We start from the raw sequence: 20,064 nt of genomic DNA on the forward strand, positions 1-20,064 counted from the left end.
TGCGTCGCTTTATTATTTATTCCGCCTCGTCATCAATGACATCAGGAGATTCGTCGCCATCGCTTGGCGCCTGATCAACAACAGCGTCATCCGCTTCATCAATCTCAACATCTTCTTCATCATCTTCAACGACACGTTCAATACCGACCAAATGTTCATCATTGGTCAATCGAATCAAAGTAACCCCTTGAGTATTTCGACCCTGACACGACACTTCTGTCACTCGAGTACGAACCAAGGTCCCTTGATCGGTAATCAAAATAATCTCATCGGTCTCATCCACCTGAGCCGCACCAACCACTGGCCCATTACGCTCGGAAACTTGAATACCGATAACACCTTGACCACCACGACCGTATACAGGGAAGTCTTCAACCAACGTACGCTTACCGTAGCCGTTTTCACAAGCCATCAATACCGCAGAACCCTCTTGTGGAACAATAAGAGAAACCACTTTAGCGCCTTCACTCAAGCGAATACCACGGACACCTGCCGCAGTTCGACCCATAGCGCGAACATCTGACTCTTTGAATCGAATCGTCTTACCAGAAGAAGAAACCAACATGATATCGTTGTCACCATTGGTAACCGACACACCAACCAATTCATCTGTTTCGTCTAGGCTAAGCGCAATCAACCCCGTCGAGCGCGGACGAGCAAAATGCTGCATTGCTGTTTTCTTAACTGTTCCGTTTGCCGTCGCCATAAAGATATAGCTACTTGCTTCAACCATTGCGTCATCAGCGACGTCATCGTCTGTTTCCGCTTCATTTTCAGTCACTTCAACAACCGGCAAAGGTAATAGCGCAGAGATAGATTCGCCTTCTCTCAACGGCAACAAGTTGACAATAGGACGACCTTTCGCACTGCGGCTCGCCACTGGAATTTCGAACACACGCAACCAGTAAACCTTACCGAAGTTACTAAATAGCATGATGGTGTCATGACTGCTGGTAACCAACAAATGCTCAATGTGATCTTCGTCTTTCATGCTGGCAGACGATTTTCCACGGCCACCACGACGTTGCGCTTGGTACTCTTCCAACGGCTGAGATTTTGCGTAGCCGGTATTTGAAATTGTGACAACCATAGGCGCTTCATCAATCAAATCAGCAATGGTCAGGTCTTGGCGAGATGTCAAAATTTCAGTGCGACGCGCATCACCGAAAGTGTCACGCACTTCTTCCAACTCTTCACGAATGACTTCCATCAAACGATCTGGGTTAGACAAAATATTTAGCAATTCGCCGATCAAATCAATCAGGGATTTGTACTCGCCAAGCAACTTATCATGCTCTAACCCGGTCAAACGATGCAGGCGCAAATCCAAAATCGCTTGCGCTTGGTCAGGTGACAAATGATATGCACCGTCTACAAACCCATACCCCGCTTCAAGATCATCCGGACGACACGCATCCGCACCAGCACGCTCAAGCATGGCAACCACATTACCTGGCTGCCAAGACTCGCCAACTAGTTTTTCTTTTGCTTCAGCCGAGGTAGGAGACGTTCGAATCAACTCAATGACGCGATCGATATTGGCAAGAGAAACCGCCAAACCTTCAAGAATATGGCCGCGCTCACGCGCTTTACGCAATTCAAATATAGTACGACGCGTTACCACCTCTCGGCGGTGTTTAACAAAGCATTCTAGAATCTGCTTAAGGTTTAGCAACTGAGGTCGACCATCAACCAAAGCCACCATATTCATACCGAATACAGACTGTAACTGAGTTTGTGAAAAGATATTATTGACAACCACATCTGGGTTTTCACCGCGACGCAATTCAATAACGATGCGCATGCCGTCCTTATCGGACTCATCGCGAAGTTCACTGATGCCTTCCAGTTTTTTCTCTTTTACAAGCTCAGCGATTTTTTCAATCACTTTCGCTTTATTTAACTGATATGGAATTTCAGTAAAGACGATAGATTGGCGGTTGCCTTTTTCCATGTCTTCAAAATGATGGCGAGCACGCATATAAATGCGACCACGACCTGTTTTGTAGGCCTCAATGATCCCTGCACGACCATTTATAAACGCCCCCGTTGGGAAGTCTGGTCCAGGAATGTGGTCAATCAGCTCATCAATAGTGATGTCTGCATTATCAATAACAGCAAGACAACCATCGATAATTTCGCCAAGGTTATGAGGTGGGATGTTAGTCGCCATACCAACCGCAATACCAGCTGAGCCATTTACCAACAGCCCCGGCACGCGCGCAGGTAACACTTCAGGCATAAACTCCGTACCATCGTAGTTAGGTACGAAATCAACGGTCTCTTTCTCAAGGTCCATCAAAAGATGATGGGAAATTTTCGCCATACGAATTTCGGTATAACGCATTGCTGCTGCACTGTCACCATCGACAGAACCGAAGTTACCTTGACCATCGACCAAGGTGTAACGCATTGAGAAAGGCTGCGCCATACGAACAATCGTATCATATACGGCGGAATCACCATGCGGGTGATATTTACCGATTACATCACCGACGATACGCGCCGATTTTTTGTACGGTTTATTCCAATCATTTTTAAGTTCATTCATCGCAAATAGAACGCGACGGTGAACAGGTTTTAACCCGTCTCGCACATCAGGCAATGCTCGACCTACAATTACACTCATGGCGTAATCTAGGTAAGATCCCTTTAGTTCATTTTCGATACTGACGGGAATAATTTCTTTGGCTAATTCACCCATAGATACAATCGATCCTTATGCCTCGGAGTCAAAAAGACCCCTTAATATCTTTTTATAAGCGCCGCATTGTACCATAAGGAAATAAATAACACCCCTTCAGGAGCATGTTTTGTTGCCCTATATTGCATTTATAACGACTCCCAATCCCGACACCGGAAACATCAGGTATACTCAACTAAGACAAAGTAAGTTTGCTATTGGTCGACCCTTGGGTTGGCGCTATACTAGAAAAAGCATGAATCCAATTAAATGTGAAAGCACGTACAAATTCACAGAAGAAAAACACGCAGCGCAACTCAATACATCGAGCCTGCCACCTTCAGCAACACAAAGACGGACACCGCATAAATGACAACAAATCAACAAGACAACGTAGACTTAAATGAAGTAGCCAAGTTTGAAGCGCTGGCCAGTCGCTGGTGGGACACTGAAAATGAATTCAAACCACTGCACGACATCAACCCATTGCGCACGCAATACATCAACGAACGCGCCGAAGGACTACAAGGCAAAAAAGTCATTGATGTGGGCTGCGGCGGAGGCATTCTTTCTGAAGCCATGGCAAAACTGGGCGCCAACGTCAAAGGCATCGACATGGGAGAAGCCCCTCTGGCTGTAGCCAAACTCCACAAAGAAGAATCCAAACTTGACATCGATTACGAAAAAATCACAGCAGAAGAAATAGCCCAACGCGAAGCCGGACAGTACGACGTAGTCACTTGCCTAGAAATGCTAGAGCACGTTCCAGACCCTTCGTCAGTCATCAAGGCCTGCATGACATTAGTCAAACCGGGGGGGCACGTATTTTTCTCTACCATTAACAGAAACCCGAAGGCCTATCTTTTTGCGATCATTGGCGCGGAATACATTCTTAACATGCTGCCAAAAGGAACACACGATTACGCAAAATTCATCCAGCCTGCAGAACTAAACAATTACGCAAGAGCGGCTGGATTAGAAGTTAAGCACATGACAGGAATGACCTATAACCCACTTACCAAAATCTACAGACTTAACGACAAAGACGTGTCCGTTAACTATTTAATGCATACCCAAAAAATAGAAGCCTAATAAAGGCACAAGGAGGAGATATGTTCGACTATCAAGCCCCAAGCCAACTACTAACAGGCAAGGTCATTCTTGTTACAGGCGCTGGTGACGGCATAGGTAAAACCGCCGCCATTACTTATGCCAAACACGGTGCAACCGTCATCCTACTAGGCCGCACAACCAAAAAACTTGAAGCCGTATATGACTACATTGAGCAACAAAAATACCCTCAGGCAGCCATCGTTCCATTAAACTTGGACGGTGCCGCCGAGCACGATTACATTGAACTTGCCAACACCATCGAAAGTGAATTTGGGCACCTTGATGGCATCCTGCACAATGCCAGCTTGTTAGGCGAAAGAACCAGTCTCGCCACCTACGACCCAACACTATTTGAGCAAGTTATGCGCGTAAACGTAACAAGCCAACTACTGCTCAACCAAGCACTGCTTCCACTTCTACAAAAAGCAGAAAGCGCCTCTATTATTTTCACATCTTCGGGCGTTGGTAGAGTAGCAAAACCAAATTGGGGCGCCTATGCTGTTTCAAAATTCGCAACCGAAGCCATGATGCAACTTTTCTCCAGCGAGCTTTCCGAACTGTCTCCCAACATCAGAGCAAACGCGATCAACCCCGGCGCAACCAGAACCAACATGCGCGCCAGCGCGTACCCAGAAGAGAACCCAGACACTCTTGCAACAACCGAAGAGATCATGCCGCTCTATCTATATCTAATGGGCAAAGACAGCATTGACATAAACGGTCAGTCCATTAACGCCCAGTAACAATAAGATGCAATGGGTTGCACACTACCCATTGCATCACATCACGCGCTTCAGTTAACCTGAACACATGATCAAAACCAGAAAAAAACTCACTGTATTTATCCTGCTATTTAGCGCATTTCTTACCATGTCAACTCATGCGGACAACACACATCCAACCAAAGACAATACGAATACCATGATCAACAGTCCAATTTTGACCATTCAAAATAAAAGCACCAGTGACAAAAACAGTTATCACCTGATCACCCTCCCTAACCATCTAAAGGTATTACTGGTCAGCGACCCTCAAGCCGAGCGTTACTCCGCGTCACTGTCTGTGAAAGTGGGCAGCTTCCAAGACCCCAAAAACCAACAAGGGCTAGCCCACTTCCTCGAACACATGCTTTTTTTAGGCACGGAAAAATTTCCAGAACCCGGCAACTATCAGTCCTATATCAACACACACGGCGGCTCCCATAACGCTTATACAAGCACAGACACTACGAATTATTATTTCGACATTACGCCTTCCGCCTACGAAGGCGCGCTGGATAGGTTTTCCCAATTTTTCATTTCGCCACTATTCAGCGATGAATTGGCTCAAAGAGAGAAAAACGCGGTTGATGCCGAGTACAAAGCCAAATTAAAAGACGAAAATCGCCGTAACAACCAAGCTTTAAAAACACTCATAAACCCAGACCACCCCTACAGCCGCTTCACCGTAGGCAGTCTTGAAACCCTTAAAGATAGGCCAGGCAGCCCATTACGAAAGCAACTACTCACACTGTATAAAAATAACTACTATGCCGAAAACATGGCGCTTGTTTTGGTTGCAAATTTACCTTATAGCCAACTGGCAGCACTGGCAAAAGACTACTTTTCAGGCATTTCAAACCACCACACACCGCATAATGACCACCTTCCAGAGCTCATTAATTCAAACAAAACCAAGTTACAATTTGTTCGCTCGTTAATCGACAACAACACTCTGAATCTCTATTACCAGATCGATGCACAAGGGAATAACTACAAAACTCAACCCTCTCGCTACCTCTCCTACATTCTTGGGAATGAAAACAAGGGATCCCTTTACGCATCACTAAAATCTGAAGGACTGATCAGTGGTTTGTCAGCAGGTATTAGCACAGACTACGGCAATCACGCCTTCTTTCAGCTGAAAATTCGCCTAACAAACGATGGCCTAACTCAAATAGAGACCGTTGCAAGACGCACCTTCGCCACCATCAGCCTACTCAAGTCCTCACCGGTAAACCCACTTTACTTACAAGAGGGACTAAAACTCAGCCAACTCATGTTCAATCATCAGAACTATGTTGACCCACAAAACCTAGCAAGAACACTCTCCGCCAAAATGCTCAACGTACCAACCGAAGACATATTGAGCAGCTTTCGCCTAGAAACCGCCGCCAGCGATCAACAAGTTCAAACACTGCTGCAACAGCTCAACCCAGACAAATTACTCATACAGCTCGTCACAGACAAAACGTTCCCAGAAAGCTGGACAAAAAAGACTCCGACGTGGCAAATAGAACCTTGGTATAACAGCGAATACAGCAATAACAACATCAGCCAATCACTGGCAAATATCATTAACCTATCGGTAAAAAACACTCACGTCAGCCTTCCCGAAAAAAACCCTTTTATTCCAGAGTCACTAGCAATAGTGACCGAACAAGACACCGAGCCAAAAATCATCTTTGAAAAAAAAGGCATCACGTATTGGAATAAATCTGACCCGAGTTTTGCCAAACCAACCGCAATGAACTTCCTTGCCATCAGGTTCGATCACGCCGCTGACACAGCCAAACGCACACTACTCAACCGCCTTTGGACTCGTTTATTTAATGACAGCATCAGTGAACTCACCTATGCTCCTTACATTGCTGGCCTAGGCTATTCCTTTTATCCGCACAGCAATGGCGTAACTTTACGAACCAGTGGCTATTCAGACAAACAGAACAACTATGAAATCTGGCTAATCGACCAATTATTCCTGTTTCGCCCCACATTAGAACGCTTTAACCTTGCCAAAAAACAGCTTGAGACAGATCTAAACAACCAAAAAAGCCGACAAGCTTACAACAACGCCAACAGCGCATTGAATATACTCATCACCAAAAACAGCTTCACCACAGAACAACTCAAAGAAGCGCTAGATTCATTGACATTACAAGATCTACAAGCCTTTACAAAGCAGGCAAGAGAAAAGTTTGACATCGTTGGATACAGCACAGGCAACACCACGAAAGAGCAGTCTATTCAACTTGCACAGTCCATCTTCCTTCGCTTCAAAGACAGACTAATTTCAAGAAAACCTTTGGAAATCGAAACCAAACCCTTAACGCCACAAGGAAGACATCACTACCAATTTCCGTCAACAAGTGACGATTGTGCCGTCCTCTACGCCCTAATTGATACAAGCAGCCAGACAAAGAACAAAGCCATCACAGAAAAGGCGTATTTTTCTATCTTGCGAACGCTAATAAGTAGCCCTTTTTATCAAGAATTACGCACAGACCAACAACTGGGCTACATTGTGGGCGTTCAAGACCTGAGCACCCGCAATACGCCAATTCTAGGATTACTGGTACAATCCCCCAATAACGACACATCAACCATTATCAACGCCATGGAAGACTTTCTTACTGAGCAAAGAGAAAGGTTACCCAACGTCTCCACTTCGGAATTCGATAACGCTAAAAAAGCGTTATTACAACAACTCAGAAGAGAAGCTAAGAATTTAAGCGACAACGCTATAGAGGAATGGCACCAAATAGCCAAGCCAACCTCGCCAGACTTTCAAACGAAAGAAGATTGGATTCACCATGTGGAAAAAATACAGCGAGAAGACTTTCTTGAATTTATAAAGCGCAAGCTTCAATCAAAAGACACAGCAAAAATAATCATACACAACCAAACATTTCCAACCACTTTGACAGAACAACAGAGTTGGAAAGAAACCACGCCAACCAGCAATAACCTCTAATGCCAACATCGCACACAACAACGAGAACACAGCGGATAGAACACGAGACATTACCCGCCGATCAGGCGCTCCAATTTCTCGGCGTCGGTCGCCGGCGCTCCCTTTGCACCGCTTTCTGCCGTTGGCGATGCACTTTTACCGATAGGTGAAAAGTCACCAACATCCGGCTTCACATTGTCAGAGGCTGCGTCATTTGCTCTTGCTTGATCACCAAAAATACCCACCTCAGGCAGCATTCGTAATCGCTTAGCCTGAATATCTTCTGGTATATTCCCCGTGAACAAAACCGTAAAAGGCGCCTCTTCTGTTCGCTTATTCACCTCATCGTAAATGGCTTGCTCACGCTCCGCAATGGCATTCTCTTCCAGATAAGACATCCCTTTACTGTCTGCCGTGATGACAATATTAGGACCCAAAGTGGTTTGGGCTTTTTCAGCAGGAATAACAGCCACTTCCTCTTGGGAGCTCATCACAACTTGATGTTGAGAATGGATGACCTGATTGCCATAAATAATATCCACAGGCTGACGAACGACAGTCTGAGCACTCACGCATAGCGGCAGAATCGCAGAGCAAAACAATAAGTATTTCATAATGACCTCGAAATAAGACCCTACTCACTATAAGAGATAAAAACACATAAAAAAAGGAGCTCAAACTAAGTTTGAACTCCTTTCCGTTACCTAGACAGCAAACTAAAGCGTGATAACATCAAAATCCGCTTCAGGATTGGCTTCCGCATCGTAATCAACACCGTCTACGCCAAAACCGAACAACTTCAAAAATTCATCTTTATAAAGCTGGTAATCTGTTTCAGCAAAAAGGTTTGCATCATTCACCTGCGGCCAAAGTTCACGACACGCCTGCTGAACATCTTCACGCAACTCCCAATCGTCTAAACGCAAACGGTTTTTATCATCCGTCAATTCAGCCGGGTTATGATTATTGTATAAACGCTCAGAGAACATGCGATAGATCTGATCCATACAACCTTCATGAATGCCTTTTTCACGCATCACTTTGAACACCATTGCCAAATACAAAGGCATCACAGGAATCGCAGATGAAGCTTGAGTAACAACAGACTTCAATACAGCAACATTCGCGCCACCGCCAATTTTAGCCAGTTGCGCATCAATCGCCGCTGAAGCACGATCCAAATCTTCTTTCGCCTTACCCAACGCACCATGCCAATAAATCGGCCAAGTGATATCAGAACCAATATAAGAATAAGCAACCGTTCGAGCGCCTTCCGCCAACACGCCCGCTTCTTGCAAAGCCGACATCCAAAGCTCCCAGTCTTGACCGCCCATTACCGTCGTTGTTGCCGCCACTTCTTCTTCTGTTGCTGGCTCAATCTCAGCTTCAATGATCACATCTTTGTTCGTGTCAATTGCCGTGGAGCGGTATGGCTGACCGATCGGCTTAAGCACAGAGCGGATCACTTCACCCGTTTCAGGCATTTTACGAACAGGGGAAGCCAAAGAGTAGACAACCATATCCACTTGACCAAGGTCTTGCTTGATCAGATCAATCACTGTGTCACGCGCTTCGTTTGAGAAAGCATCACCGTTAATACTTTTCGCGTACAGACCTTCTTCTTTAGCCACTTTGTCAAAAGCCGCTGAGTTGTACCAACCCGCTGTACCCGTTTTTTTGTCAGTACCAGGCTTTTCAAAGAACACACCGATAGTTGCCGCACCAGAACCGAATGCCGCTGCAATACGAGAAGACAATCCATAACCACTTGACGCGCCAATCACAAGTACTTTTTTAGGGCCATTTTCAATCGCCCCTTTGCTTTTAGTAAAAGCGATTTGATCTCTTACGTTTTGCTCACAACCAACTGGGTGTGTTGTTGTACAAATAAATCCGCGAATCTTTGGTTTAATGATCATAATATCTTCTCAACGTCATGTTTTGCTTACGTCTTGCCTGACAATTACATCAAATATGACAAACAAGACAAATCTACTCGCCATGATACAATAGCAAGACGAATATGTCCTGATTCTGCTAAAAATACAGAACTAAAAGCCTCACATTATTGAGAGAACACACTTTGCATCTACTTGTCATCGGCTACGTCTGGCCAGAACCTAATTCATCGGCTGCTGGCAGTCGAATGATGCAGCTGCTCAACAGCTTTCACAAAGCACAATGGAAAATATCTTTTGCAAGTCCTGCTCAACAAACAGAGCACATGACAGACTTATCTCAATTGGGCATAGAAGCAGATCACATTGCACTGAATGACCCATCATTCGATACTTATATCGCAGACAAAAAACCAGACATTGTGATGTTTGATCGATTCATGATGGAAGAACAATTTGGCTGGCGCGTCGAAAAATTTAGCCCTGAATCCTTGCGAGTACTAAACACGGAAGACCTGCACTCACTAAGACAAGCGCGACACAATGCGCTTAAACAAAACAGAAAGTTTTCCATAGAAGACTTGTATTCCGACCATGGTATTCGAGAGATCGCTGCCATACACCGCTGCGATCTAACCTTGATGATTTCTGAAGTGGAAGCCAAACTTCTAATAGACGAGTTTCATGTTCCAGACACTCACGTCTTGCACCTGCCTTTTATGCTACCAACACCGCAAGGCACCGACACCCTACCGCGTTTCGAAGAACGACAGCATTTCATTAGTATCGGTAACTTTCGTCACGCACCCAACTGGGATGCCGTACTGCAATTAAAAACAGAAATCTGGCCCAAGATCCGCAAACGACTCCCTAAGGCAGAAATGCATATTTATGGCGCCTACCCACCACCAAAAGCCACCCAATTACACAATGCCAAAGAAGGCTTTTTAGTAAAAGGCTGGGCAGAAAATGCTCACCAGGTAATGCAACAAGCAAAATTGTGCTTAGCACCTCTTCGCTTTGGCGCCGGCATCAAAGGCAAATTAGTCGAAGCCATGCAAATGGGAACACCCAGTATCACCACGGCGATTGGAGCAGAATCCATGCACGGTGAACTTCCATGGAATGGCGTTATCACAGAGGACATAGACACTTTTGTTGATGCGGCCGTTTCCCTGTATGAAGACAAAACAAGCTGGTTAGTCATGCAACAGAATGGCCATAGAATTTTACAAGCTCGCTACCAAGCCGAAGAATGGGAACCTAAATTAATCAACCGATTAAAACTACAGGTTCGACTAAGGGAAAGCTTGAGAAAGAAACATTTCTTAGGCTTGATGCTGCGACACCACAGCCTCAAAAGCACGCAATACATGTCTCAGTGGATAGAGCTGAAGAACGCAAAAGACGATAAATAACAACACTCTCGCGAGCGAACATACAAAAATCAGTGGTGACTGACAAACTGACTTTTGGCCTCACGCTCGCGGACTTTTTTCATCACTGCCTGCTGTGACGCTTTATTCATACTGCCCCACTGGCTAATCTCTTTACCCGTTCGATAACACCCGACACATACGTCATTATCATCTAACAGACAAACATTAACGCAAGGGGATTTAACTTGTGGTCTATGTTGTGACATTTTCTATCTACTTAATTTCGCAGCCAAAAAGCAACGCACTGGCAGAAAAAAGTCTCTACCAGTACGTAAACACTCAGTATTCTGCGTTATGGTAAACGCGCTGAACGTCATCAAGATCGTTCAAAAGGTCTAAGAAACGGTCAAACTGCTCCACTTCTTCACCTTGAATTTCAGTTGTGTTTTGTGCAACAAATTGAATTTCATCGACATCAAATTCGATTTCACCAAACGCATCCGTTAGAGCGGTTTTGGCTTTGCTGTAATCGGTATGCGGTGCAAACACGGTCACTTTGCCATCTTCTAGCTCAATGTCTGTCACATCCACGTCCGCCATCATCAAAGCTTCTAGAACCGCTTCTTCATCGGTTCCAGCGAAAACAAAAATTGCACTGTGGTCAAACATGTGACTCACACTGCCTTGGCTACCGATTTTGCATTTCACCTTGTTAAAGCAGGTACGAACATCACCAAAAGTTCGGTTTGGGTTGTCCGACAAACAGTCCACAATCACCATCGTGTTACCAGGACCAAAACCTTCGTAACGTGCTGTGTCAAAGTCTTCTCCACCGCCACCTTTCGCCTTATCAATTGCTTTATCGATAACGTGAGTTGGCACCTGATCTTTTTTAGCTCGGTCAATCAGAGAACGTAAAGCCAAGTTACCATTCGGGTCAATACCACCGGATTTAGCACACACATAAATCTCACGGCCGTATTTGCTATACACCTTGGCTTTTTGATCAGACGTTTTTGCCATGGACTCTTTGCGGTTTTGAAAGGCTCTGCCCATTACGTATTCCTATTCTATACAGTCTTAAAAGTGAGATTCTAACGTGTCGCCTGAAAAGAAGGAACTGCTAGCCCAGTATAAATGCGATAAAAAGCCATTCTTGGCCCCAATAAAGCACTTATAAAACCCTCGCACAAACGAGTATTTATTGTTCTAGTGGAGGCGCATCAATATCAAATCAGTCGCCTGAAAGCGCCAGCAAGAATCACAATGGCATGGAAAAAATGGCGTACCACCAACGGGCTCAGAGAATTGGATAAGGCCAGCAAGCTGAGAACTCAATGAGGATACAGAGAAAACCAACTGACTGTGCATGTAGATTAAAAGCAAACCGTCTAATCTAAAGAAGTAACAAGCAAGTCAAACTGAGCGTCTTTCTGCTGCCATAAGGTATTCACCCATTGCTGGAAATGCGCCCTGTATTCAGGGTCATTGTGATAATCACCCAACAGCGCCGCGTCAATCGGCAGGACTCGTATATGCACCTTTATGTTTGCGACCTTCCCACAAAGATAATCAAAAAAGCGAGGGGCTCCATTCGGATACACGATAGTCACGTCTATTAACTGATGCAATTTACCGTTCATTGCATTTAAGGCAAACGACAGGCCGCCCGCCTTGGGCATCAATAAATGCTTATAATTGCTTTCTTGCTGTGCTTGTTTTTGATTTGTAAAACGCGTTCCTTCCAAGAAGTTCATAATCGACACTGGGAAATGTTGAAACCTTTCACACGCTTTCTGAGTAACCTCGATGTCTTTTCCTTTTAGTTCAGGGTGTTTTTTGAGTCGATCTTGGCTATAGCGCTTCATAAATGGAAACTCCAAAGCCCACCAAGCCAGACCAATAAAGGGCACCCAAATAAGCTCTCGTTTTAGAAAAAATTTAATGAATGGAATGCGGCGATTAAACAAGCGCTGAAGTATCAGAATATCAACCCAAGACTGATGATTGGCCGTTATCATGTACCATTCATTTCGTGCGAAGGATTGCCCCCCAAAAACACGTATATCGGATCGTCCGAGAAGGCGTTGATTTAGATTGTTAACCGCAATCCAAAAAGTCGCAATCTGATCTAAAATAACATTCAGCACAGCGCGGACAGCTGGAAAAGGCAAAAAAAGCTTACCCACCGCCAATACCATAACTGGCACAAAACACGCCAATGTGTTCAGGACAATTAAAATAAATGAAAGCACACCGCGAAGAACAAACAACACAGGCATAAATACGCTCAAAACCATCAAAATTAACCCATTATACTAACGGAAATCCTCATTATTTACACGCAAGCTAAGTAGCCAGCTTTCCCAATAAAACTGTATAGTAAACAGACGATTAGAATGACCAATAAACACACAGAAAGAATACGACATAATTGACATCATTCATCATTAACCCTTGTTAAGGAAAGTTCGAGAAAATCCTTCCTTACCAATTAACAAGAACGCAATAGGACAACTATTTCAGCTATGCCAATGACCAAAGGGTTAAAAATCCGCCATAAACTGTTTGCCGTTTTTGTTCTGAGTAACATATTGCTCATCGTCTCTATGTGGCAGGTATTTCAATGGAGTTTTGACCGTGGTTTTGTTTCCTACGCAACAGAGCGCGATCGCGACTTTCTAGAGCAAATGGCCAATAGAACCGCCAACCTCTACATTTATTACGATGATTGGTATTTTTTGGTTCAAGAAAGTCGAATGGAATCAGAATGGCACCAAGCAAAACTCGAAAACCTTCGAGATTTGATTCCGCCACCAAGTACGCCCAATTTAGATTTGATTTATCCGTCACAGTATTACCGACAACGCTTTTTGCTGTTTGATGCGCAACAGAAACCCATCATAGGAAAAGTGCACTTTACCGACGCCGAGACTCATGCGGTTGTGGTCAATAAAAAAACCGTAGGATACGTTGGTCTGCGTTCAATTCGTGAGCTGGTACAAGATCAAACCTTGCGCTTTGTAAGACAACAAGGTGAAGCCTTTTTACTGATTTCCGCCTTTATGCTGGCTATTGCGGCACTGTTAACATGGCCTTTGGCTCAATGGTTGAGTCGGCCTATTACATCAATGCAACGCGCCACAAAAAAATTGGCCGCAGGAAAATATGAGACTAGAATCACAGTAAAAGGCTCAGACGAACTTTCCAGACTGAGTTGTGACTTTAATAATCTAGCCTGTACTTTAGAGCACACCAGAGAAGCCAGAAAAAGATGGGTTGCCGATACCGCCCATGAACTGCGGACACCTGTTGCTATATTGCGTGGGGAAATTGAAGCCATGCAAGACGGAATTATTAAAGTAACGCCTGACAGTTTGGCCTCGTTACAACAGGAAACGCTTCATATCGCTCGCCTTATTGATGACTTAAACCAGCTATCCATGCATGATGTAGGAAGCTTAAGTTATGAGATGGACGACATTCTGGTCAATGACATTATTGAGCAAACAGTGCAGTCAATGAATCTTCCTTTTAAAGAAGCCGGAATAGAACTGATATTTGAATACTCTCAGAAAAAACCGATTGTGATGACAGGAGACTCAGATCGTTTACATCAATTGTTTTCGAACCTGATGAACAACTCACTGAAATACACAAACTCGCCCGGAAAACTGACGGTTAAGCTCGAAAAAGCACAGAAAAAAGCCATTATTCTCTTTGAGGATTCAGCACCAGGAGTCAGTGATGAGGACAAAAATAGAATTTTCGAACAGTTTTTCCGAGTGGAAAATTCAAGAAATAGAGCTACTGGAGGAAGAGGCTTAGGTCTTGCCATATGCTCTAATATTGTAGATGGACATCAAGGAACTATTAGCGCTTATCATTCACCGGATGGTGGATTGGGTATAAAAATAGAATTTCCTTTAAATTAGCCTCTTTTAACAAATAGGAACGAATAACATTATGAGTAAAGTACTGATTATTGAAGACGAACCAAAATTAGCAGAACTAATGAGCGCGTATTTGGAACAAGCCGGTTACGAGCACCATCACCTTGATCGTGGTGACATTGCCGTCAACTACATTAAAAACAACGCCGTTGACATTATTTTGCTGGATCTCATGTTGCCAGGACTAGACGGCGTAGAAATCTGCAAGCAAGTGCGTCAATTTAGCGGTGTCCCCATCATTATGGTGACTGCGAAAGCAGAAGAAATCGACCGATTGATCGGCCTAGAAATGGGTGCTGACGATTACGTTTGCAAGCCTTTCAGCCCTCGTGAAATTGTAGCGCGTGTAAAAGCCAATTTGCGTCGTGTTGAATTAGATCAAGCAGAATCGCCTCGAACTGATGGCTTTGACTTGGACGTTGATCGCCTACGCGCTACCTACAAAGGGGAATTGATCGACCTAACCACAGTTGAATTCCAACTGCTTCAACTACTAATCAAAGAGCCTGGCCGAGTGTTTGGTCGAGATCTCATCATGAAAAGCATCTACGCAGACAGCCGCGTGGTGAGTGACAGAACCATCGACAGTCACATCAAAAAGCTACGTAAGAAAATTTCTGCTGTCGCACCAGAATTAAACGTTATTCACTCTGTCTACGGTGCTGGTTACCGATTCGAAAATAACGATCAATGATCTCTTGCTAAGGAACGGCGTTGGATAATTTTTTAGACGTATTAGCCTTTTCTTTCTCCATCACTATGCCAATATTTTTGATATTGGCATTAGGAGTATTGCTGTACAGAATACGCATCATCAATGACAATTTCATCGATGTTGCGTCTAAATTAGTATTCAACGTCACCCTTCCTGCTCTGCTGTTTATCAGCATATCAAAATCTGACATTGGCCAAGACACGGATTTGTCACTGGTTATTTACGCCATGGCGGCAGTTACTGTCACCTATTTTGCTTTGGAATTTTTCCTTTCTATATGGGTTTCTGACAAAGCAGAACGGGCGGTATTAGTACAAGGCGCTTTCCGCTCAAATATGGGAATCATTGGCTTAGCGTATTGCGTGAATGCCTATGGGAACGGTGTTTTTTCCGTTGCGTCTGTCTATTTAGGTGGTGTCACGGTGCTGTTTAATATCCTCTCAGTCATTGGACTCAGCCGTGCATTGGGAAAAAATACCAACGCATTAAGCATACTCAAAGGCATTGCTAAAAACCCGCTTATCATTGCCATTGTTGCGGCGTTCCTTTCGTCTTTAACAGGGTTGTCCCTCCCCTCCACCCTGTACAAAGCCGGTGACTATTTTGCGCAGATGACACTGCCATTGGCATTACTTTGTGCTGGTGCCTCATTGAGCTTCAGCTCCCTAAAAAACGGCATGATTGGCGCACTCATCGCCTCTGTTGGCAAACTGGTTTTTATTCCTTTTGTTTTGACGTTTGGTGGGTATTTATTAGGTTACCGAGGCATGGAACTTGGCGTACTTTTCCTTATGTCTTCCGCCCCAACGGCTTCAGCAAGCTACATCATGGTGCGGGCAATGAATGGCAACTCGGCGCTAGCGGCTAATATCATCGTGATTACCACCATCGCCTCCTTGATTAGTACCAGCATTGGCGTTACTTTGCTACGAAGCTTTCATCTAATCTAACGGTAAGACCGTCTCTCAAAAAACAGTCTTGCCCAAGTGCGGTTGATGTGTCTTCACTAACTAAAGGCCAGCGAGACCTATTTGATTTCACAATTTCGTAAACATCGTCTTTTTTTTATATCCCTTGGCTGCACAGTGCTTACCTTGCTTTTTTTTGGTGTCAATACCATTGCATACCAAGCACTCATCATAGACAAGCATTCGGAAGGACAAAACCAGTTACTGAATTACGTTATTGAACTGCGTAACGAGCTAAAAAACTACCACATTCTGCCGTATGCTCTCGCCGATAATCCAACCCTGCTGGCGTTTATGAATCACCCAAAGGACACCGCACTCACTAAGCAACTGCAACGACAACTAGAAGACCTAACGCATGTTTCGAAAACGCAAGACTGGTTTATTCTCTCTGCTCAGGGTGACCTGCTCGTGTCCAGTGAACAGTCTCCGCATTTTAATTTGGATGATTATTTCAGCAAACAGCATTTAAGCCGCGTCTTAAAAGACCAACAAGGGGAATACATACTGGTTTCAGGATACAACCCTCAGCAATCTCAATCTGCTCACCTTGTATTGGCGCCAGTTTATACGTCATCAGGCTTGGCTGGCGCTGTCGCCGTTCGGATTAACGTCAGTGATTTAATTGAACGCTGGAATATATCGGATGATTTGGTCGTTATGACAGATCAAAACAGTTTGATTTTTTTAGCCAGCAAACTGAATCGACTAAGAGTCAGTAATTGGTTAGACAGCCATACCGACGTGCAATTTTTAAACAACACTCGTTCAAAAATATACCACCTCAATGATGAAAACTACCTTTTGCAAAATGTCACCTTAGACGATTTGAAATGGCAAATTCACTATTTGTCCAACTTAAAAGGCATCCAGAAAAAAGCCCAAAATATCGCCTTTATTAGCTTAGGACTGTTTGCCCTAGTATTTTTATTCTGGCTCTACCGACGAGAACGTGCGCTAAAAATAGCCTCTAAACTGGAAAATGAAATACTCATTGCTGACAGTGCGCAACGCCAGCGAGTACTTATAGAAAACACCCATGTTGGATTATTACAACTGTCGAAATTTGGTGAAATTTCATTCGTCAATCCAATGGGCGTTCGTTACTTCGGACAACGGGCTCAACTTAACGCGCATTATTTACATGAATTTTTGCCCGAATGCCCCGAAAACCAAACCGCGTTGTCGTTTATGCATTCATTGCAAGAAACGCCAACCGCCAACCAGGCGCTTGCCAGTAACTTGCTAGAACAAGAAGTCATTTTACAGAAGAACAGCGGTCAACTTTTTCCAGCATTATTGTCGGTATCATCACTGGAATGGAGCGACTCCCAAGGCTATCTCGTTACGTTAATCGACATAAGCAAACGTAAAAGAGCCGAACTCAACTTGCTGGAAGCCAACACCCGTCTTGAGGAGCGAGTTCTAGAGCGGACCAAAGCCCTCGAAGCCGCCCAGAAGGAACTCTTAAGAACTGAAAAGCTGGCTGCGATAGGACAAATGTCCACCGCAATTGCCCACGAGCTCAATCAGCCATTAACCGGTATCCGCACACTTGCATACAGCACAGAGCTGTTATTAAAGCGCCAAGACGCTGAACAAGCGCTAAAAACTTTACTTGATCTGGAATCCCTTGTTGTGAGAATGCAAAAGTTGACCAGTGAATTAAAAGTATTGGCGTACCGAAGGCCCGAACAACTCACCCCCACCTCCGTCCAAGATTGCGTCAAGCGAGCCATCGAAAGCCTAGGTGAGGACGCTCACGATCTGCAGTGGCACATCCACCTAAACCAACTGGATAGCGTCATTGCTGAACCAACACGATTGGAAAGAATATTTGCCAATCTCATCAGTAATTCCGTCCAAGCATGTACTGGCGCAAAAACAACACCCACTATTGACATATCGCTACACGAAGAAAAAGACCACATCGTCATACATTACCAAGACAACGGCCCGGGCATAGACAAAGCGCAATTAGCCCATATCTTTGAGCCATTTTTTACGACCAAACCAATAGGAAAAGGGCTAGGCCTTGGACTTGCCATCAGTGCTAACTTAGCAAAAGATATGAATGGAACATTAAAAGCAAGCCACAATACTGACTCACAATTGGTCTTCCGATTAACACTGTTAAAGGCTTAACATGGAAAACAACACCCAAAACAATCACATTGAAATCTGGTTATTGGATGACGATGACATTGTTCGTTCAACCACCGCTCAATGGTTGCGCTTATCAAATTACACGGTAAGAGAGTTTCAAGAAGGCCACGAATTACTTGATCACTTCCGTGTTGGATTGCCTTGCATCATTGTCAGCGATATTCGCATGGCACCTTTGGATGGACTGACTCTGATGAGCCATTGTTTGTCGCAAGAACATGAGCTGCCATTCATACTCATTACTGGACATGGCGATGTAGACACTGCAGTAAATGCCCTACGCGATGGCGCCTTTGATTTTCTCGAAAAGCCATTTGACCCAAACCGCCTTTTACAGACCGTTGAAAAAGCCATTCAGCTGCGAAAAGTACAATTGCAACACGCGAATCAATCTCAATATTTGGGTGAGTTACATGGACTTGAAGAAACCATCATTGGGCAAAACGAACAAATCATTCGCGTAAGACAGCAAATCCGCACCTTTGCTAGCATGGACACTCACGTCATTGTGTATGGCAAAACCGGTTGTGGCAAAGAGCTGGTTGCCAAAGCACTACACGACTGCAGCCCAAGAAGCACCAAGCCTTTTGTTGCCATCAACTGCGCGGCCATCCCAGCCGATCTATTTGAAAGCGAATTATTTGGGCATGAAGCCGGCGCGTTTACCAGTGCCAACAAACAACGTGTTGGCAAACTCGAACACGCGAGCGGCGGAACTCTTTTTCTTGATGAAATAGAAAGCATGCCACTTGCAATGCAAATTAAATTGCTGCGTGTACTCCAAGAAAATCAACTTGAACGTGTGGGCAGCAATCACACGATACAAATAGATCTTAGAGTGGTTGCGGCTGCAAAAAATGACCTTCAAACCTTAGAGAATTTTAGGCAAGACTTATTTTTTCGTCTTAACGTGTCCCAAATACATCTGCCTGATTTGCACAACCGAGGCGCAGACATCCCTTTATTGTTTGAGCATTTTTGTCGCATGGCCGTTAAGGAGCGCGGTGGCGATTTCAAACCACTCAGCCCAATAGATCACGAAACGCTTACGCTGTATGGATGGCCGGGGAACGTACGCGAACTGAGAAACGTCGCGCTGCGCTATGCGCTAGAACCCAATACCAGTGTGGCGAAAATACTCGCTGGATACCAAGCTCAAGACGATATAGACACCATAACTCCCCTGCCATTAAGCGTGAAAGTACAAGAATTCGAGCGCAGTTTAATCGAAGCAAGCATTCGCCAACAAAAGGGCAACATTCAGCTTGTACTAGAACAACTTCAACTGCCGCGAAGAACGCTGAACCAGAAAATGCAGAAATACGGGCTAAACCGAGTAGACTATCTCGACTAGCCATTTCGCCCCACCATCGAATAAGCATATCAACTCGGTGATTCTCATATAATTTATTTAATGAGAATCACTTGCATTAAATCCCTAAAAATATTTTAATGATAACCATTATCAAATTTGAGGC

At 44.4% G+C, this 20,064-nt stretch carries 15 protein-coding genes; 9 read left to right on the forward strand and 6 right to left on the reverse strand.

Going from position 1 to position 20,064, the window contains the following annotated elements:
- Nucleotides 1-16: 16 nt before the first annotated feature.
- Entirely contained in the window at nucleotides 17-2,704 is a 2,688-nt protein-coding gene (gene gyrA / locus AABA11_RS10445; protein ID WP_338267675.1) for a DNA gyrase subunit A, read from the reverse strand.
- 348 nt (nucleotides 2,705-3,052) lie between these two features.
- Between gyrA and ubiG the strand changes: the two genes are divergently transcribed.
- The 3 genes from ubiG to AABA11_RS10460 all read left to right on the forward strand — a co-directional run bounded on the left by ubiG (nucleotide 3,053) and on the right by AABA11_RS10460 (nucleotide 7,528).
- Nucleotides 3,053-3,775 (forward strand): bifunctional 2-polyprenyl-6-hydroxyphenol methylase/3-demethylubiquinol 3-O-methyltransferase UbiG, encoded by a 723-nt coding sequence (gene ubiG / locus AABA11_RS10450; RefSeq protein WP_338267678.1) that lies wholly within the window; start codon nucleotides 3,053-3,055, stop codon nucleotides 3,773-3,775.
- A 20-nt stretch (nucleotides 3,776-3,795) separates the two neighbouring features.
- Nucleotides 3,796-4,539, forward strand: coding sequence for a YciK family oxidoreductase (locus AABA11_RS10455; protein ID WP_338267680.1), 744 nt, complete (start codon nucleotides 3,796-3,798; stop codon nucleotides 4,537-4,539).
- Between the two features lie 127 nt (nucleotides 4,540-4,666).
- Complete coding sequence (locus AABA11_RS10460; RefSeq protein ID WP_338267683.1) at nucleotides 4,667-7,528, forward strand: insulinase family protein; 2,862 nt, start codon at nucleotides 4,667-4,669, stop codon at nucleotides 7,526-7,528.
- A gap of 50 nt (nucleotides 7,529-7,578) precedes the next feature.
- Here the strand turns inward: AABA11_RS10460 and AABA11_RS10465 are convergent, their stop codons facing one another.
- Together AABA11_RS10465 and fabV are read right to left on the reverse strand one after the other, a co-directional pair.
- Nucleotides 7,579-8,121, reverse strand: a complete 543-nt coding sequence (locus AABA11_RS10465; RefSeq protein WP_338267685.1) for a hypothetical protein — start codon at nucleotides 8,119-8,121, stop codon at nucleotides 7,579-7,581.
- A 102-nt stretch (nucleotides 8,122-8,223) separates the two neighbouring features.
- Nucleotides 8,224-9,426 carry an enoyl-ACP reductase FabV gene (gene fabV / locus AABA11_RS10470; RefSeq protein WP_265730029.1) on the reverse strand — a complete coding sequence of 401 codons (1,203 nt, stop codon included), beginning with the start codon at nucleotides 9,424-9,426 and terminating at the stop codon, nucleotides 8,224-8,226.
- 164 nt (nucleotides 9,427-9,590) lie between these two features.
- Here fabV and AABA11_RS10475 point away from each other — a divergent pair, with 164 nt between their 5' ends.
- Nucleotides 9,591-10,823: a glycosyltransferase gene (locus AABA11_RS10475; protein ID WP_265730030.1), complete on the forward strand. Its 1,233-nt coding sequence runs from the start codon at nucleotides 9,591-9,593 to the stop codon at nucleotides 10,821-10,823.
- A gap of 29 nt (nucleotides 10,824-10,852) precedes the next feature.
- Here AABA11_RS10475 and AABA11_RS10480 read toward each other — a convergent pair whose 3' ends face one another.
- The 3 genes from AABA11_RS10480 to AABA11_RS10490 form a co-directional block, all read right to left on the reverse strand.
- Nucleotides 10,853-11,050, reverse strand: a complete 198-nt coding sequence (locus AABA11_RS10480; RefSeq protein WP_265730031.1) for a DUF1289 domain-containing protein — start codon at nucleotides 11,048-11,050, stop codon at nucleotides 10,853-10,855.
- A gap of 73 nt (nucleotides 11,051-11,123) precedes the next feature.
- Nucleotides 11,124-11,840: a YebC/PmpR family DNA-binding transcriptional regulator gene (locus AABA11_RS10485; protein WP_265730032.1), complete on the reverse strand. Its 717-nt coding sequence runs from the start codon at nucleotides 11,838-11,840 to the stop codon at nucleotides 11,124-11,126.
- Between the two features lie 335 nt (nucleotides 11,841-12,175).
- The gene (locus tag AABA11_RS10490; RefSeq protein WP_338269662.1) at nucleotides 12,176-13,084 is read right to left on the reverse strand and encodes an acyltransferase; all 909 of its coding nucleotides are present in this window, start codon (nucleotides 13,082-13,084) and stop codon (nucleotides 12,176-12,178) included.
- Between the two features lie 228 nt (nucleotides 13,085-13,312).
- Here AABA11_RS10490 and AABA11_RS10495 point away from each other — a divergent pair, with 228 nt between their 5' ends.
- From AABA11_RS10495 to AABA11_RS10515, 5 genes are all read left to right on the forward strand, one after another.
- Nucleotides 13,313-14,719: an ATP-binding protein gene (locus AABA11_RS10495; RefSeq protein ID WP_338267690.1), complete on the forward strand. Its 1,407-nt coding sequence runs from the start codon at nucleotides 13,313-13,315 to the stop codon at nucleotides 14,717-14,719.
- 31 nt (nucleotides 14,720-14,750) lie between these two features.
- The gene (locus AABA11_RS10500) at nucleotides 14,751-15,431 is read left to right on the forward strand and encodes a response regulator (RefSeq protein WP_114412794.1); all 681 of its coding nucleotides are present in this window, start codon (nucleotides 14,751-14,753) and stop codon (nucleotides 15,429-15,431) included.
- Nucleotides 15,432-15,451: 20 nt separating this feature from the next.
- Nucleotides 15,452-16,402 (forward strand): AEC family transporter, encoded by a 951-nt coding sequence (locus AABA11_RS10505; RefSeq protein ID WP_265730034.1) that lies wholly within the window; start codon nucleotides 15,452-15,454, stop codon nucleotides 16,400-16,402.
- Nucleotides 16,403-16,537: 135 nt separating this feature from the next.
- A complete protein-coding gene (locus AABA11_RS10510) occupies nucleotides 16,538-18,565 on the forward strand; it encodes a PAS domain-containing sensor histidine kinase (RefSeq protein WP_338267696.1) in 2,028 nt (675 codons plus the stop codon).
- Nucleotide 18,566: 1 nt separating this feature from the next.
- The gene (locus tag AABA11_RS10515) at nucleotides 18,567-19,940 is read left to right on the forward strand and encodes a sigma-54-dependent transcriptional regulator (RefSeq protein ID WP_265730036.1); all 1,374 of its coding nucleotides are present in this window, start codon (nucleotides 18,567-18,569) and stop codon (nucleotides 19,938-19,940) included.
- The last annotated feature ends 124 nt before the right edge of the window (nucleotides 19,941-20,064 follow it).

The sequence above is a fragment of the Marinomonas pontica genome, from assembly GCF_036322735.1.
In the GTDB taxonomy this organism is placed as follows: domain Bacteria; phylum Pseudomonadota; class Gammaproteobacteria; order Pseudomonadales; family Marinomonadaceae; genus Marinomonas; species Marinomonas pontica.